Source organism: Bradyrhizobium sp. USDA 4473 (assembly GCF_054063335.1).
Window position 1 is genome coordinate 3,205,297 of the sequence record NZ_JBSSGE010000001.1, and the last position, 15,217, is coordinate 3,220,513.

The window sequence follows — 15,217 nt, forward strand, 5'->3', positions numbered from 1 at the left end:
GTGGGTTTGAAATTGGCTCAGGCGAGCTCGGGAGCGGTAAGCCGACAGGACTGGTCAATGCACAATAAGAGCCCCAGTCCGGACCAATGGTAACTTAATGACAGGGGCAGGGCCAAAGATCGGCTCTCGTGCGAGACGGCCAGGCCGGATATCAAGTTGGCGGCCGGCCGATCGTTTCAAGCGTCTGTACCGTCGCCATTCTCACCCAGTGCGGCATCAAGGTGCTCGATCAGCGTATGTCCGGCGAAGGGCTTGGCTAAGAAGCCAGTCGCTCCCGCGCTCAGAGCTGAGGCGCGCACGCGGTCATTGGGGAAGGCAGTAATAAAAATGAATGGCACACCATAGCCACGGGTCCGCATTTCCGCCAGCAGGTCCAAGCCATTCATAATCGGCATCTGAACATCGGTAATTACACAGGAGGTCTCGTTCAACCGCGGCGACCTCAAGAACTCCTCGGCCGACGCAAACGTTTGAACGACGTAGCCACGCGATTTCAGAAGATTCTCCGTCGCCGCGCGGACCGATGCGTCGTCATCAACGACAGAAATCAAAGGCGTGGACAAGACAGGTTCTCCTGGCGCGGGACTAGCGGCTGCCGAGGCACTAGCCACCGTTGAGCGAAAAGTGGGCTCAAGTGGCTAAATTGTAAAATCATACTTAGGTTTGCTCAGGACGGTTACCGCGGATTCCCAGCGTCTCAGTCATTCTGATCAAATCCGCCAGCGATCGGGCGCGCATCTTTTTCATCACGTGTCCACGGTAGATCTTGACCGTAATCTCGGCGAGCCCCAGCTCGGCAGCTATCTGCTTGTTCATTAATCCGGTAGCGACCAGTTTCAGCACCGCCTGCTCGCGCGGGCTCAAGGTCTCAAATAGGGACTTCAGCTTCGCGACGGTCTGCTCGTCCTCGCGCCTTTTGCGATCGCGTTCGGTCGCTGCGACTACGGCGTCCAGCAGTTCCTGATCGCGAAACGGCTTGGTGAGAAAATCGACCGCTCCGCCTTTCATAGCCCTGACGGTCATGGGAATGTCGCCATGGCCAGTAATGAAGATGATGGGAATATGAACGTTCGCCTTGGCTAGCTCAGTCTGAAACTCAAGGCCGCTCAAGCCTGGCAGCCGGACATCAAGAACCAGGCAGCTAACAACATCGGGAAGCTTGCTCTGCAGCATTTCTCGGGCCGATCCGAATGCAACGACGTCCAGGCCCACGGATTGAAAAAGGTTCGTAAGCGACCGACGCATCGAGGCGTCATCTTCAACAACGAAGACGATCGCATGCGCCGACGCCTCGGTCTTGCTGCCTTCGCGCTGGGAGTTGGAGCGTTCACTCATGACACGATCTCCTTGTGCAGCGGCAGGTCAAACCGAAAGGTGGCTCCCGGCGCCTGCTTGCAGACGATCGAAAGACGCCCTCCGTGAGCTTCCACGATCGAACGGCAGATCGAAAGCCCCATTCCAAGGCCGCTCGGTTTTGTCGTGAAAAATGGGTCTAACACTCGGTCGGCGTCTTTCTCGGCGATCCCGATGCCGCTGTCAGTCACGGCGACCCGCACGTGCCCCATATCGTCGCTAGACGACTGAATCACTAGTTCGCGCGGCCGGTCCGTAACTGCGTCCATCGCTTCGATCCCGTTCATCACCAGATTAATGATCACCTGTTGCAGCTGAATCCGGTCTCCGAGAATTACGGGTAGCGCTGCCGCCAAATCGGTTTTTAGTGTCACCTGGTGGCTAATCAGCTCGCGTGTCACAAGCGCAATGACGTCCTTGACGACGTCATTGATGTCGAGCGGCAGCATCTCGATCTCGCCTTTCTTCGCAAGTGCGCGAACGCGACGGATCACCTCGCTTGCTCGGATTGCGTCTTCGATTATCCACTCGACCGATGAGCGCGCGGCGGAAAGATCGGGGGTTTCGCGGTTCATCCAACCAAGGCACGCGTCGGCGTTGCTGATAATCGCGGCGAGTGGCTGGTTGATTTCGTGGGCGATGGTCGTTGTCAGCTCTCCTAATGTCGTTACACGCGTCACATGCGCCAGCTCCGCCTGCGCCTTTCGTAATTCCTGTTCGGCTTGATCTGCGCGAATGATAGCCGTGATGTCAGTGCTTACGCCGCGGTAGCCCAAAAAATTGCCGTCGAGGTCAAAGAAAGGCTTGCCACTCGTTCGGACGTAGATCGGAGATCTCATCCGATTGACGGTGCGATAGACCAGATCCCGAAACGGCAGATGCGCCTCCAGCGTCGCCCGGTGCTCCCGCCACTTCTCAGGTTCTTCTTCGACGTCGCACGCGATGTCCCAACGGAGCAGACCCATCAATCCTGTCGCCAGGATCCCCGCAGCGCTGGTGTGCTCTGACAAGCGGGTCACCTGATGATCTGGCCCGGTCTCCCACAGCCAGTCGGAAGCTGTTTCGGCATAGTCGCGAAAGCGCTGCTCGCTTTCGCGAAGCGCGGCAAGTGTGCTTTCCAGACGTTCCCTGGCCGCGTATTGTTCAGTGACATCCATATGTGTGCCGATGAGTTCGCTGACATTGCCGTCGCCGCCAACCACGACATGGGCAACGGAATGTATGTGCCTCATCGAGCCATCTGGCATGAGAACTCGAAAATCGTACTCGAAGTGCCCGTCCTTGTCTTCTCTGGCCAGACGCTGCACTTCCTGAAGTCGCGGGAGGTCGTCTGGATGAATACGCGACCGAATGGTCTCTATCGATACGGCCTCTTGCGGCTCGAAGCCGAATAGACGGTCCACTTCAGCGGACCGATAGATAAAATCGAGAGCGTAGACGTCCCAGGACCAACTGCCCGTGTGACTGAGACGTTGGGCTTCCGCAAGATAAGCCTCGCTACGGCGTAATTGTTGCTCTGCTTGCCTTGCAGCCGTGATATCAGTCGCTGCCCCGACGAACTCGATGTCACCAGTCGCGGTTCTTGTGGCGCGTGCCCGCGCATGGATGTGCTTCACCGATCCATCCGGCAGCAGTAACCGGTATTCATGCTCGAAGCTTTCTGCATCTCGCATCGCTTGATCGATGATCTCCTGGACCGACGCCCTATCGTCCGGATGCGTGCGCGTGACGACCAGTTCTGGCGACGGAACCGTCTGCGGGTCCAACTGGAGAATTCGAAACATCTCCTTTGACCAAAAGACTTCGCCGGTGGCGACGTTCCAGCCGAAGCTGCCTGTATTGCTCAACTCCTGCGCCTGGGCCAAATGTGCTTCGCTTCGCTGCAGGACAAGCTCGGTCCGCTTTCGCTCCGTGATATCTTCACAGGCTATGAGGACAACGGGTCGGTCATCGGCCCAGAGCATTGCTTTGGCGTTTTCGCGTACCCACAACACCGAGCCGTCTTTCCGAACTTTCTGGGCCTCCCAAGTTTGCGATCGACCGATATCTTCAAGGCAGGTCCGAATGCATTTGCGGGCGAACGCGCGATCCTCGTCCAGAAAGACTCCCAGGATGGATTGACCGATCAGTTCGGAGCCTGCATAGCCCAGCTGTGTCGCGCCGAGCGTATTGACGTTGAGGACGGTACCGGCTTCGTCGACCATGACGTACATGGACGGATTGTGCTCAAAGATTGCGCGCCACAGCCTTTCACGATCTTTCAAATCGGCAGTGCTGCGCCGGAGCTCGGCCGCAGTCTCTCGCGCGGCCTCTCTTTCCTGGCGGACCTTTCCAATCAGGTGCGTTCCGACAATCGAGACAGTAAAGAAGGCGACAACCACCAGAAGAACTTGGGGGTCCTCGATCCCAAGACTGAATGCTGGCGGCGCAAAGTAATACGCCAAAGCAGCGATAGCCAAGATGGAAAGGGCAGACGACGCAATAAAGCTGCCGATCAACGAAAACAGCAATATTACCAGCAGATAGCCGAACGCCGTCGCAGCGAAATGTGTTTGAAGGTACAAGGAGGCCAACGTCACCCCCGTCAGCGTTATGCTGCCGAATGTGAACTGCGCGGCTGAACGCTTGAAGTTATTGACTTGGTTATACATACTTTGGCCGTCCGGCCTTTCTCCAGCGGGAGAGTTATAACATTTTAGTCAAAAATGGGGCAAATCTTTCGGCCCAGGCGAGGCTCGCCATATTCCGGGTCAATTGATTGCTTCCAGCTGAACTCAGCACGTACCAAAGAAAGGCGCATTACAAACGTAGGTATATTTGTTCTAAACCTTGCAATGTGGCGCGCTGACCCGCGTACAACCGGGCCGGAGATGTCCGTTTCCTTCGCGGCCGGTAATCGCTAGGCGGGCACCGGAGTTGTGTACGAATGCAGCTGCGTGGCGCCAAGGTCCATCCAATGACGCGCACAACGAACGACTTCATCAATTCCACAAAGATGCTAACGCTGAACAACGAGGCACGTCGTCGCCAACGTCCCAAAGGACCGCGATGAGGCCTGGCGCGCCATGACGTTAGTTCGATAACACCATCTTAGCCTGGTGAGGTACCAAGCCCGACGCGATGTCGTAACGCGCACCGGAGCAAGCGGATGGCTGAATGAGCGCCGCCAGTGGGCGGAAGAACCAAGCTCAGCGGCCACGCACCAAGCTATTTTGTGAGCAAACCCGGTACCTTGGTCAGTCAGGCCGGGCAGGTTCTGTCGGAATCTTATTGGGTTGCCCCGCGCAAATCTTGCGCCAGCATTTCAACAACTGGCAGCTTTCGCGTCACGGCGCGCCAAAAATATCCGTCAAAAAACGACTTCGTTTGCGCGGAATTCTCAAACGTGGTTGGCGCGCGACATGGAGCAAGTGGTGTGAACCGCAGATCCGCGAAAAAAAGCGCAACTCGCGGTTCAAGTCAGCTGTGCCGCTTTGAACTGCGAACGAACCACGGAGCTGGCCGCGCTCGGTTGAGCGTGCCTTGAAATCACGAATAAGACCCGGAGCCTACCTCCTTGATGTTCGTGTATCGATACTGGTGGAAACTGTGTGCTGCTTGAGCCGAGCGTGCAGCGTAGCGTCGTCGAGCTCGCCTTCCCACCACGACACGAACACAGCGGCGATGCCATTGCCAGTGATATTGGTAAGGGCTCGCACCTCGCTCATAAACTTGTCGATCGAGAATACGATCGCCATGCCAGGCACCAGCGCCGGGTTGACCACTGACAATGTCGCGGCGAGTGTGATGAAGCCTGCGCCGGTGACGCCGCTTGCCCCCTTCGAGGTCAGCATTGCCACGAGCAAGATCGTGAGCTGCTGGCCAAAGGTGAGGTCGACCCCGAGTGCCTGGGCAATAAACAATGTCGCAAGCGTCATATAGATGTTGGTGCCGTCGAGGTTGAAGGAGTAGCCGGTTGGAACCACGAGGCCAACTACGGGTTTTGAGCAGCCCAGCCGCTCGAGCTTCTCCATCAGTTGCGGCAGCGCGCTTTCCGAGGACGAGGTGCCGAGCACGATCAGAAGCTCGTCCTTGATATAGATGATGAATTTGAAGATCGAAAAGCCGACGATCCGCGCGATCAGGCCGAGCACGACGATCACGAATATCGCCGCAGTCGCATAGAATAGGACGACGAGCCCGATCAGATTACCGAGCGCCGCCGGCCCGAACTTGCCGACCGTGAAAGCCATCGCGCCGAACGCACCGATCGGGGCCGCTTTCATGATGATGGCGATCACGCCGAACACCGCGTGCGCGACGTCGTCAATCATGCCGCGCAGCCGTTCTCCACGCTCCCCAAGCGCCATCAGCGAAAAGCCAAACAGCATCGCGAACAGGAGCACTTGCAGAACATCGCCGCGAGCGAGGGCGCCGACCACAGTATCGGGAATGATATTGAGAAAAAAGTCGACGGTCTTCGAGGCTTCCGCCTGCTTGACGTAATTGGCGACCGCCGCAGCGTCCGGTTTGACCGCAAGACCATGGCCGATCTGAACCAGATTGCCCATGACAAGGCCTAACACCAAGGCAAAGCTCGATGCGATCTCGAAATAGACCAGCGCCTTGATGCCGACGCGCCCGACTTTCTTTGCATCCTGGATATGCGCGATGCCGGACGCGACGGTGCAGAAGATGATCGGCGCGATCACCATCTTGATCAGCTTGATGAAGCCGTCACCGAGTGCCTTTACCCAGTCGTTGGTCGCGACCGACGGCCACAGCCAGCCGACGATGGCGCCAAGCACGATCGCGATCAACACTTGAACGTAGAGAATTTTATACCAAGTCTGCGGCGCGCGCGCGGGCACCGCAGTTGCCATGGTGGTCATGACGTTTCCTTCCCAGAATACACCCGCATGCGAGCCGCTGCGTCGTTGAGAGGCGGCGGCATCATACGAGGCTGTCATTTTAGCCGTGTCCGATAGAAGACGGTTCCGACAGCCGGCGCGTCATTCCAAAGGCAGGCGTTCAGTTACGTTATCGCGCTTCGTCAAGCAAGATCTGCACCAGAGGCCCAACCAGACGATCGAGTCGCTATCAGACAAGCCGCTTTTCTTCTGACGAGGTCTGTTTGAATCTTCGAATGGCATTTGTGAGGTCGATCGCGAAGGTTGCTCATCATCGCCGCGTCTTGCTGGCAAATTGCCCGAGTCATGTCTCGGCATGGAATTCCTGGAGTTGTCGGTACGCTTCGCCCGCTGACGTTGATGCGACAGTACGCTTCATTGATAAAGTTGATTGTTTGGATCGGAAGCATCCATGCGATGGAAGCGTGCGACATCTAGCGGGTTGCTCGACGTGAGGCGTATCTGCATCGGGCGGTCGCTGAGCCGTTTGGTCGCCTTGGCGTCACGATGGAGCTTCGATCATTCCGCTTTGGCATTTTGAGCGTTCTTTTTCTAACCGCATTGCCAGGTAGGACGAGACCAATGTGATTTGTTCCGGCTGCGAACGTACTGGCGAGTTCGAATGAGTTGCGACAATCGGACGACGGTGCGCGCACTCAAGTACAGAAGTGGTGATCTGGTGAAACCGGAGGGTTCGGCAGAATTTCTGCGCAGAGCGTTTCTGCGTCGCCTTGCGATGGCGCCTGATCACCTGATGGATGTCCATCCGTGCAAGATACCTCTTCGCAGCCGCGAGCCGTGATTGACCAATGTCGTAGGCTGGAGCGGGCGCTAAATACAAGAAGGCTTGCCGGCAGGGCGCAGGGGACGAATAGTGCCCTTCAACTTGAGGGTGCCGAAAGTCGCCTCCTCGATATTCGGTATCCCTCCAGAGAGCGCGCTTCTCCATGATGATGGCACGACAAAGTGCCGCCGCTCGCGGCCAGCCTCTCACCTGGAGTTCTCAAATGCCCGATCCGATGTCAGGTCTGTCGACGCGGTTCCTGCGTACGCCGGAGGCTGCGCGTTATCTTAGCCTATCCGGCCGCACGCTCGAGAAGCACCGCACATATGGCACGGGGCCAGCGTATCGAAAGATCGGCGGTCGCGTCATTTACGCACTGGATGACTTCAGAGCATGGGCCGATCTCGGCACCAAGTCGTCGACGTCCGACCCCGGCAAAGGGACGGTGTTGCCGGCTAAGAAACGCCCAATGTTGCGTCCCTATGCAGGCCAGGAACCACGTCGATAGCCCTGCAAGGCCGCGTCAGCGCAAGGGCGAGATCCCGTCGGATGTGCGCGATGGCAAGCCTGAATTCAGGCGGCAGCTGTTTTGGTGCGCGCACCGCATGCTTCGCTATGGCCGCGCAGAAACGACAGTCGCCGTTTCTGTATACAAGAACCTCACTGTAAGCTCGCATAACCGTTACTTTTTTGGCCTGTTTCGAGTGAATGTCTACCGGTGGTGTCCCTAAGTAAGGAATCGGCGCATGAGCCATTGCTTTCCGACCAATGTCTGGTACGCGGCCGCTTGGGATACAGAAGTGAGGCAGGCACTCTTGCCGCGCATGATCTGCGGCAAGCACGTCATGATGTATCGGCGCGCTACCGGCGAGGTGACAGCACTGGAGGACGCCTGTTGGCATCGATTGGTGCCGCTCTCAAAAGGGGCGCCTTGAGGGCGACAGCGTCGTCTGCGGCTATCATGGGCTGAAATACAACGCGCAGGGCCGCTGCACCTTCATGCCCTCGCAAGAGACGATCAACCCCTCTGCGTGTGTACGTGCCTATCCTGTGGTCGAGCGCGATCGCTTCGTCTGGCTGTGGATGGGTGATCCGGCGCTAGCCGACCCGGGCCTGGTGCCGGACATGCACTGGAATGATGATTCCGCTTGGGCCGGCGACGGTCACACCATTCACCTGAAATGCGACTATCGTCTGGTTGTCGACAACCTCATTGGACCTGACGCACGAAACTTTTGTGCATGGCGCCAGCATTGTCAATGACGCCATCACGGAAGCGCCGTTTGACGTCACCCATGGTGAGAAGACCGCTACCGTAACGCGCTGGATGAAGGGGATTGCCGCGCCGCCGTTTTGGGCCAAGCAATTGCAAAAACCTGGTCCGGTGGACCGCTGCCAAATTATCCGTTTCGAGGCGCCGTGCACGATCAATATCGACGTCGGAGTGGTGCCCGCAGGAACCGGCGCGCCCGAAGGCGATCGATCGGCTGGCGTCAATGGTATTGTCCTCAATACCATTAGGCCCGAAACGGAAACGAGCTGCCATTATTTCTGGGCCTTCGTGCGCAATTATCGCCTGAACGAACAGCGCCTGACCACCGAACTTCGCCAAGGTGTTTCCGGCATCTTCCGTGAGGACGAGGTCATTCTCGAGGCGCAGCAGCGCGCGATCGACGACAATCCCGACCGGCTATTCTATAACCTCAACATCGATGCCGGCGCGATGTGGGCCCGCCGCTTGATAGATCGCATGATCGAGGCCGAGAATCCGCAGCGCGGTCGGCAGGCCGCGGAGTAGGGCATGGTCGAGCGCGACAATGACCGCTCCGTCTCACAGTCGGTACGCGCCCAGCTCAGCTTGCGCGATCTGATGCTGTCGGGCAACTTGCGGCCGGGCGAACGGATCTCCGAGTTGCAGGCCGTGGAGACGACCGGCGCATCTCGCACTCCGGTGCGAATGGGCATTGGTTCGGCTGGAGGAGGAAGGACTTCTGGAAGCGATCCCTTCTGGCGGCTTCATGGTGAAGGCATTCTCCGAACGAGATGTCCTGGATTCGATCGAACTGCGCGGCTCCGTGGAAGGTCTGGCCGCGCGTTTTGCTTCAGAACGCGGTGTTTCGTCGCGCGATCTTGAGCCTCTAAAAGGATGTCTTGACGAGATTGATGGACTGATTCGGCAGGATCCAATCTGCGTCGAGGCGTTCTTCTCCTACGTCGCCCTCAATGCGCGTTTTCATGCACTGTTGACCGAATTGTCGCGCAGTCCGCCCTTGATCCGGCAGGTCGATCGCGCGTCGGCGCTACCATTCGCCTCGCCCGGCGGCTTTGTGACGACCCAATCGACACTACCGGATGCGCGCCACACACTCTTGATTGCGCAAGATCAACACCGCGTCGTGGTCGATGCAATCGAAAACCGCGAAGGTGCGCGGGCCGAGGCAATCATGCGCGAGCACGCGCGAGTAGCGGCGCGCGATCTGCGCTTGGTGCTCAGGAATAAGACGCATTCTGACCTGCTGCCAGGACTGGCGCTCATCAGGATGGCAGGCGATTAACGGAAATCTCCATGCGCTTTATTGAAAACTGGACACAAGCAGCGCTCGTCGCGACGTGCGATCTGACTCCTTCGATCCGCGAGTTCCTGATCAAACCGGAAAGCTTTGATGGCGCAGCCTATCCGGTCGGCAGCCATATCAATATCGCCGTCACTATCGATGGGCGCCCGGAGACGAGGTCCTATTCCTTGGTCGGCGAAGCCGACGCTGTCGGATATCGCATCGCCGCGCGGCGCGCGGAGGACTTCCGCGGCGGCTCGCAATACATGTGGTCGCTCGCGCCAGGCGCGCGGCTCGCAATTACGTCGCCCGCCTCGCTGCTGCCGATTAACTGGGCTTACCCGGCACTACTGCCTGATCGCGGGCGGTATTGGTATCACGCCGCTGATCGGGACTGCTCAGGCGCTGGCACGTCGCAATGCCGACTTCACTCTGCATTATGCAGTGTCTTCCCGTGAGCAAGTCGTCTATTTGGACGTTCCCGCCCCCTTGCTGCACGAGCGGCTCATTGTCCATCCAGGCAGCGAAGGGCGCCGGCTCGATTTCGACGGCCTGTTCGCCTCGCTGCCGCCCGACGCCTTTACCCTCTTGTGCGGTCCGATCCGGATGCTCGATGCCGCCCGCCGCGCCTGGACCTGTGCAGGTCGCGCACTATCCGACCTGCGCTACGAGACCTTTGGCTCGAGCGGCTCACTGCCGACCGAAGGTTTCCGGGTGCGCCTTGCAGATCGGTCTCTTGAGATCGAGATTCCGCGAGATCGCTCATTGCTGGACGTGCTCAATGAGGCTGGTTGCGAGGTGATTTCGGATTGCCGGCGCGACGAATGCGGCGTCTGCGTCATCGATCTCGTCGAAATCGACGGTGATCTCGACCACCGCGACGTTTTCTTCAGCGAGCAGCAAAAGCACGCGAACGAAAAGACCTGTGCCTGTGTCTCTCGAGCCCGCGGCACCATTACGGTCGATATACTGCACCACCCGGACGGGCCATAGATTCGCTGCGACACGTGTTTTGGGCGGCAGGTTCTGGCCGAGACTCGGTGACTAACGCATGTCCCACGGTATGCTCCGTTATCATAGAACAGTGCGCGCATGATTGCCGGGTGACGGTCGGCAGCTCCTGTCTTTGTCCTCTGCAACACGCAAGCCGAACACGAAATGGACTCCGAAACCTTTGTTTTTCGGTCGCGTCCATTCTCGCAGAAGGACTTTAGCGGGCTTCGGCGCTTATACACGCTCGCCTCGGGAGACAAATAAACCAATTAATACTTCGGTGCGGAAACACGTGAGGATTTGCATCTATTGATTTCAGAGCGCCGACATCTGTCGGCGGCCAGCTCTCCTGTTCATTCCGCCGACGCTGTCTGTTTGAGAACAAAGATGCCGGGAACCTGACAGCGGGTTGGGTTCACTGCACAGTGACGCTGGCGTCCATGTCGGTTTTTCTCAGCTTAGGCACAAAGCGCACCACATTTCGCAAGCGGCACGGGGATTGCTGGATGGCGCGCGAGGGGCTGCCGCCGTCCGATCGGTCGGTGCAGCCCCGTCACGGGAGTTTCCGATGAGGTTTGCGATGCCGCTGTTGCTCGCAGAAACAACGCGTATAAATGTGGTGGCCGCCACGAGATCGCGCACGCCGGACGGCAGGCGTACCACCTCGCCAAAGCCTGCGAGAAGGTCCGAGCTCGCGTTGAGCGGCAACGCAAGCACCAAGCTCGATAGCCAAGGCACGCAAACTGCAACATGTCAGGCGTTCCGCTCGAGCGACAGCATTCGCCCCATTGAGCTTGTTGAGAATGCTCCTGCGGTTCCAGAAATCCACCTCACGACTGCGGCTAGTTGGGCGTCAGGCGTCGTGAATGGCGCGGAGACCCGCGAGCCGTCGTCGTTCACGATGTTTTCGGTCCGCAGCCGCCTCGTGGCTCGAAGATGGACAGTTGAAACAACGGATGCAGTCGCCATCCTGCAAGCGGTGCAGCCGAAGCCAGGCACGGCGCCCAGTTCGTGTGGCCTGGACCCGATCAAAACGCGATGCGCGCGAGAGTCCTCGGCGGGCCAAGCGTGCAAGCGACCCCTGCGCGGGCATGGCGACGTGCTCTCACCGGTGGGCTGACACACATGGACATCCTTTCGCCGGAGATCTGGCAATCCGTTGCGCTTACGGTCGAGCTCGCCTGCGTGACGACAATGATCCTGCTGGTGATTGGCGCGCCGCTCGCCTGGTGGCTTGCACGCTCAAAGACGGTTTTGAGCGAGGCGGTCGCGACAATGATCGCGCTGCCGCTTGTGCTGCCGCCGACGGCGCTCGGTTTCTGCGTCCTTGTCCTGCTCGGCCCGAGCGGACCCGGCGGGCTTCTCGCCTCTTTTTGGGGCAAGCACACGCTCGCATTTACCTTTGCGGGAATCGTGGTGGGGTCGGTCCTCTCGGCGCTCCCTTTGGTGGTGCAGCCGATCCATAGCGCCTTTGTTGCAATGGGCGACCGGCCGCGGCGAGTTGCGGAAAGTCAGCGTGCTTTTCCGCTGTACGCCTTCATTACCGTCGGCCTGCCACTGGCGCGGCTGGAGTTCCTCAAGGCTGGCATCCTTGGCTTTGCTCACACGATCGGCACATTCGGTGTCGTCATGATGATCGGCGGCAACATTCCTGGGCGCACCAAGGTGTTGTCAGCCTACGTCATTGACTACGTCCAAGCATCGCGCTGGCGCGAGGCAGGTTGGGTTGCGGGGGGGATGGTGATGTTCGCCTTTGCGGTCATGTTCACCCTAACCCTCATTGACAAACGGTCTGCCAGGAGGGGTGCATGAGGGGCCGCAAGCCGGATCGAAGCACCTTCGGTGTCCTGGCCAAGCATGTCCGGTCCTAACCAAGCGGCAGTATCGCATGTCAGATCGGCCCTTTTCTTAACGAGGATACCATGAACAAACTCGTTGCGGCCGCGGCGGCTGCCGGTATCAGCTTCAATTCAGCACACTGCGCGCCTTTGCCCGAGGCGAGGGCCGACGACGTCGGAGTTTCCAGCCAGCGCCTTGCCAGACTGGACGATTTCTTCGCTCGGGAAATCGCGACCAAACGAGTGCCTGGCGTAGTGGTTGCAATCGCCAGAGACGGCAAGCTGATTCACTACAAGGCATATGGGCAGCTCGATCCTGAAAAAGGGACCTCGATGCGGGTCGATGCGATATTCGCGCTCGCATCTATGACCAAACCGATGGTGGCGGCTGCCGGCCTTACCCTCACGGAACAAGGTCGCCTGCCTCTGCGGGCCAAACTTGTGGATTACTATCCCGAATTTGCAGACATGAAGGTGGGAGTGCCGCAGCCCGACGGCTCATTAAAATACGAAGCGCAGAGTTCTCCAATTTACGTCCACGATCTTTATCGCCACACATCAGGGCTCACCTATGGCGCGCCACCGGATAGCGCAGACCAAGTGGCGCGTCTCTATCCGGATTTCGCAGCTCCGCCGGTCAAGGGCGATAAGCAGGCTTTCATCGAAGCCATTACCAAGCTGCCGTTGGCGCACCAACCGGGCACGGAATTCGAATACGGCTTCTCGACTGACGTGCTCGGAGCTGTCGTGGAGCAGGTTAGCGAGCAGCCATTGGGCGAGTATCTTTTCAGCAACGTGTGGAAGCCGATTGGAATGCGGGATGCCACCTTTTCACTTGTCTGGATCGCAACGCGAGCGGCTCGCGCGTCCGTTTAAAGACGACCCGCTGACCGGAAAGCCACAAAGCGTCGAGCTCCTTGACAGTCCGATGAAGTTTGACTGCGGCGGAGCCTGTGCATTCGCGACAGTTGGTGACTACGTGCGCTTTGGGCAAATGCTGCTAAATGGCGGGGAGCTCGACGGTCGGCGAATTCTCGGTCCCAAGACTGTGCATCACATGATCTCCAACCACCTTGGGCCAGAGATCAAAAACAAGGTCGCTCATGTGGAGCCGCACCGCGCCGGCTTCGGGTTCGGGCTCGGAGTGGCTGTGCGCATAAGCGAGGGTCTTTCGGCCGTTCCAGGCAGTCCAGGTGAGTTCGCCTGGACCGGCGCTTACGGAACACAATTTTTCTGTGATCCAAAGGAGCGCTTGGTCGTGGTGGTCGGAACGGCCGCGCCCGGAGAGATCCGCAAGTACTACCGCGAGCAGGTCCAGAATATCGTTTATGCCGGAATAGTTCGATAGCTTTCCGCTCGATGAACAGCTTCGATGAGTGCCAAATGGTGCTTGCTGCTGCGGATCGACATCAAAAATAAGAGTAAAACAATGTCGTCTGCAGCGAGTCTGACGCTGCCGCCGCCAGCAGCGACCATTGTGATGCATTGTTGGAGTTTTCACCGTCGACGGTCCAAACCGGACACCGTGAGCACGACAAGCGGTCAATCGCACAGCTTGCGCCCAGCTTGCCAATCGTGCTGAAGGCCCCCAAGCGACTGCTTGGTATCCGTTAGATGTTTGCTGTGCGGTGGCCTGTTTCTTGCTGCTGAACGTCAGCATCGTTACGACTGACGCGTCACTTGGAAGGGTTCATGGGCGGGATAGAGGAAACCTTCTACAGCGTGATCAGACGTCAGGGTATCACGCGTCGCAGCTTCCACAAATTCTGCAGTTTGACGGCCGCGAGCTTCGGACTTGGTCCGCACGCAGCAAGCAGTATTGCCAATGCCCTGGAGAGCAAACCGCGTATACCCGTCATTTGGCTGCACGGGCTCGAGTGTACCTGCTGCTCCGAAAGCTTTATCCGCTCGGCGCATCCGCTGATCAAAGACGTGCTGTTGTCGATGATTTCACTCGACTACGACGATGTGATCATGGCCGCGGCTGGTCACCAGGCCGAAGCCGTCCTGCAGGAAAGCCGTGCGAGGTATAAAGGCAAGTATGTGCTTGCCGTCGAAGGCAACCCGCCCCTGAACGAGGAAGGCATGTTCTGCATTGACGGCGGCAAGCCGTTCGTTGAGAGGCTCAGGTGGATGGCGGAAGCATCCATGGCGGTCATTGCTTGGGGGACCTGCGCATCCTGGGGCTGCGTGCAGGCGGCCAGGCCCAATCCGACCGGTGCTGTGCCGATCGACAAGGTGATCTCCAACAAGCCGATCGTCAAAGTTCCCGGGTGCCCCCCCATCGCAGAGGTCATGACCGGCCTCGTGACCTTCATCACCACGTTCGGAAGGCTTCCTGAACTCGATCGCCAAGGGCGCCCAAGGATGTTTTATTCCGAGCGTATCCACGACAAGTGCTATCGGCGTTCGCATTTCGACGCCGGCCAATTTGTCGAGGAGTGGGACGATGAGTGCGCCCGCAAGGGTTACTGCCTGTACAAGATGGGCTGCAAGGGGCCGACCACCTACAATGCCTGTTCGGCGCTTCGCTGGAACGGCGGCGTTTCATTTCCTGTTCAATCCGGCCACGGCTGCCTCAGTTGCTCCGAAGACGGCTTTTGGGACAGAGGTTCATTCTACGACCGGCTCACGGCCATCCAGCAGTTCGGCATCGAGAAGAACGCCGATCAGATCGGCATGGCCGCTGCCGGCGTGGTTGGGTTAACCGTCGCCGCACATGCGGCAGTCACGGCCGCGAAGCGATTGACCCGCAAGCCGGATCGCGCAGCTCATGAAAATAAGCCAACTTGAGGGGAGGACGAC

8 protein-coding genes and 4 pseudogenes are annotated in these 15,217 nt (G+C 58.6%); 8 read left to right on the plus strand and 4 right to left on the minus strand.

The window, feature by feature from the left end; all coding sequences use genetic code 11:
• Nucleotides 1–176 precede the first annotated feature (176 nt).
• From ACVW17_RS15085 to ACVW17_RS15095, 3 genes are all read right to left on the minus strand, one after another.
• Nucleotides 177–563 (minus strand): response regulator transcription factor, encoded by a 387-nt coding sequence (locus tag ACVW17_RS15085; RefSeq protein WP_456797358.1) that lies wholly within the window; start codon nucleotides 561–563, stop codon nucleotides 177–179.
• Nucleotides 564–657: 94 nt separating this feature from the next.
• The gene (locus ACVW17_RS15090; protein WP_456797359.1) at nucleotides 658–1,335 is read right to left on the minus strand and encodes a response regulator transcription factor; all 678 of its coding nucleotides are present in this window, start codon (nucleotides 1,333–1,335) and stop codon (nucleotides 658–660) included.
• On the minus strand, nucleotides 1,332–4,004 hold the full coding sequence (locus tag ACVW17_RS15095; protein WP_456797360.1) for a PAS domain S-box protein: 2,673 nt from the start codon (nucleotides 4,002–4,004) through the stop codon (nucleotides 1,332–1,334). Before ACVW17_RS15095 ends, ACVW17_RS15090 begins: the two co-directional genes overlap by 4 nt.
• Nucleotides 4,005–4,509: 505 nt before the next feature.
• Here ACVW17_RS15095 and ACVW17_RS15100 point away from each other — a divergent pair.
• Nucleotides 4,510–4,830 carry a hypothetical protein gene (locus ACVW17_RS15100; protein WP_456797361.1) on the plus strand — a complete coding sequence of 107 codons (321 nt, stop codon included), beginning with the start codon at nucleotides 4,510–4,512 and terminating at the stop codon, nucleotides 4,828–4,830.
• A gap of 71 nt (nucleotides 4,831–4,901) precedes the next feature.
• Here the strand turns inward: ACVW17_RS15100 and dctA are convergent, their stop codons facing one another.
• Nucleotides 4,902–6,224, minus strand: a complete 1,323-nt coding sequence (dctA, locus tag ACVW17_RS15105) for a C4-dicarboxylate transporter DctA (RefSeq protein ID WP_456797362.1) — start codon at nucleotides 6,222–6,224, stop codon at nucleotides 4,902–4,904.
• Between the two features lie 1,025 nt (nucleotides 6,225–7,249).
• Between dctA and ACVW17_RS15110 the strand changes: the two genes are divergently transcribed.
• The 7 genes and pseudogenes from ACVW17_RS15110 (at nucleotide 7,250) to ACVW17_RS15140 (ending at nucleotide 15,205) form a co-directional block, all read left to right on the plus strand.
• Nucleotides 7,250–7,534, plus strand: a complete 285-nt coding sequence (locus ACVW17_RS15110) for a helix-turn-helix transcriptional regulator (RefSeq protein ID WP_456797363.1) — start codon at nucleotides 7,250–7,252, stop codon at nucleotides 7,532–7,534.
• Nucleotides 7,535–7,772: 238 nt separating this feature from the next.
• Nucleotides 7,773–8,824 (plus strand): annotated as a pseudogene (locus tag ACVW17_RS15115) (aromatic ring-hydroxylating dioxygenase subunit alpha).
• 3 nt (nucleotides 8,825–8,827) lie between these two features.
• Nucleotides 8,828–9,581: pseudogene (locus ACVW17_RS15120) on the plus strand (GntR family transcriptional regulator).
• An 11-nt stretch (nucleotides 9,582–9,592) separates the two neighbouring features.
• Nucleotides 9,593–10,574: pseudogene (locus ACVW17_RS15125) on the plus strand (PDR/VanB family oxidoreductase).
• A 1,125-nt stretch (nucleotides 10,575–11,699) separates the two neighbouring features.
• Nucleotides 11,700–12,386 carry a molybdate ABC transporter permease subunit gene (locus ACVW17_RS15130; protein WP_456797364.1) on the plus strand — a complete coding sequence of 229 codons (687 nt, stop codon included), beginning with the start codon at nucleotides 11,700–11,702 and terminating at the stop codon, nucleotides 12,384–12,386.
• 110 nt (nucleotides 12,387–12,496) lie between these two features.
• Nucleotides 12,497–13,760 (plus strand): annotated as a pseudogene (locus ACVW17_RS15135) (serine hydrolase domain-containing protein).
• 344 nt (nucleotides 13,761–14,104) lie between these two features.
• The gene (locus ACVW17_RS15140; RefSeq protein WP_456797365.1) at nucleotides 14,105–15,205 is read left to right on the plus strand and encodes a hydrogenase small subunit; all 1,101 of its coding nucleotides are present in this window, start codon (nucleotides 14,105–14,107) and stop codon (nucleotides 15,203–15,205) included.
• The last annotated feature ends 12 nt before the right edge of the window (nucleotides 15,206–15,217 follow it).

What these genes read in the sequence shown, in the direction of transcription:
- ACVW17_RS15130 (WP_456797364.1), top strand. Translation starts at nt 11,700, where the DNA reads ATGGACATCCTTTCGCCGGAGATCTGGCAATCCGTTGCGCTTACGGTC.
- ACVW17_RS15090 (WP_456797359.1), bottom strand. Translation starts at nt 1,335, where the DNA reads ATGAGTGAACGCTCCAACTCCCAGCGCGAAGGCAGCAAGACCGAGGCG.
- ACVW17_RS15110 (WP_456797363.1), top strand. Translation starts at nt 7,250, where the DNA reads ATGCCCGATCCGATGTCAGGTCTGTCGACGCGGTTCCTGCGTACGCCG.
- dctA (WP_456797362.1), bottom strand. Translation starts at nt 6,224, where the DNA reads ATGACCACCATGGCAACTGCGGTGCCCGCGCGCGCGCCGCAGACTTGG.
- ACVW17_RS15140 (WP_456797365.1), top strand. Translation starts at nt 14,105, where the DNA reads ATGGGCGGGATAGAGGAAACCTTCTACAGCGTGATCAGACGTCAGGGT.
- ACVW17_RS15100 (WP_456797361.1), top strand. Translation starts at nt 4,510, where the DNA reads ATGAGCGCCGCCAGTGGGCGGAAGAACCAAGCTCAGCGGCCACGCACC.
- ACVW17_RS15095 (WP_456797360.1), bottom strand. Translation starts at nt 4,004, where the DNA reads ATGTATAACCAAGTCAATAACTTCAAGCGTTCAGCCGCGCAGTTCACA.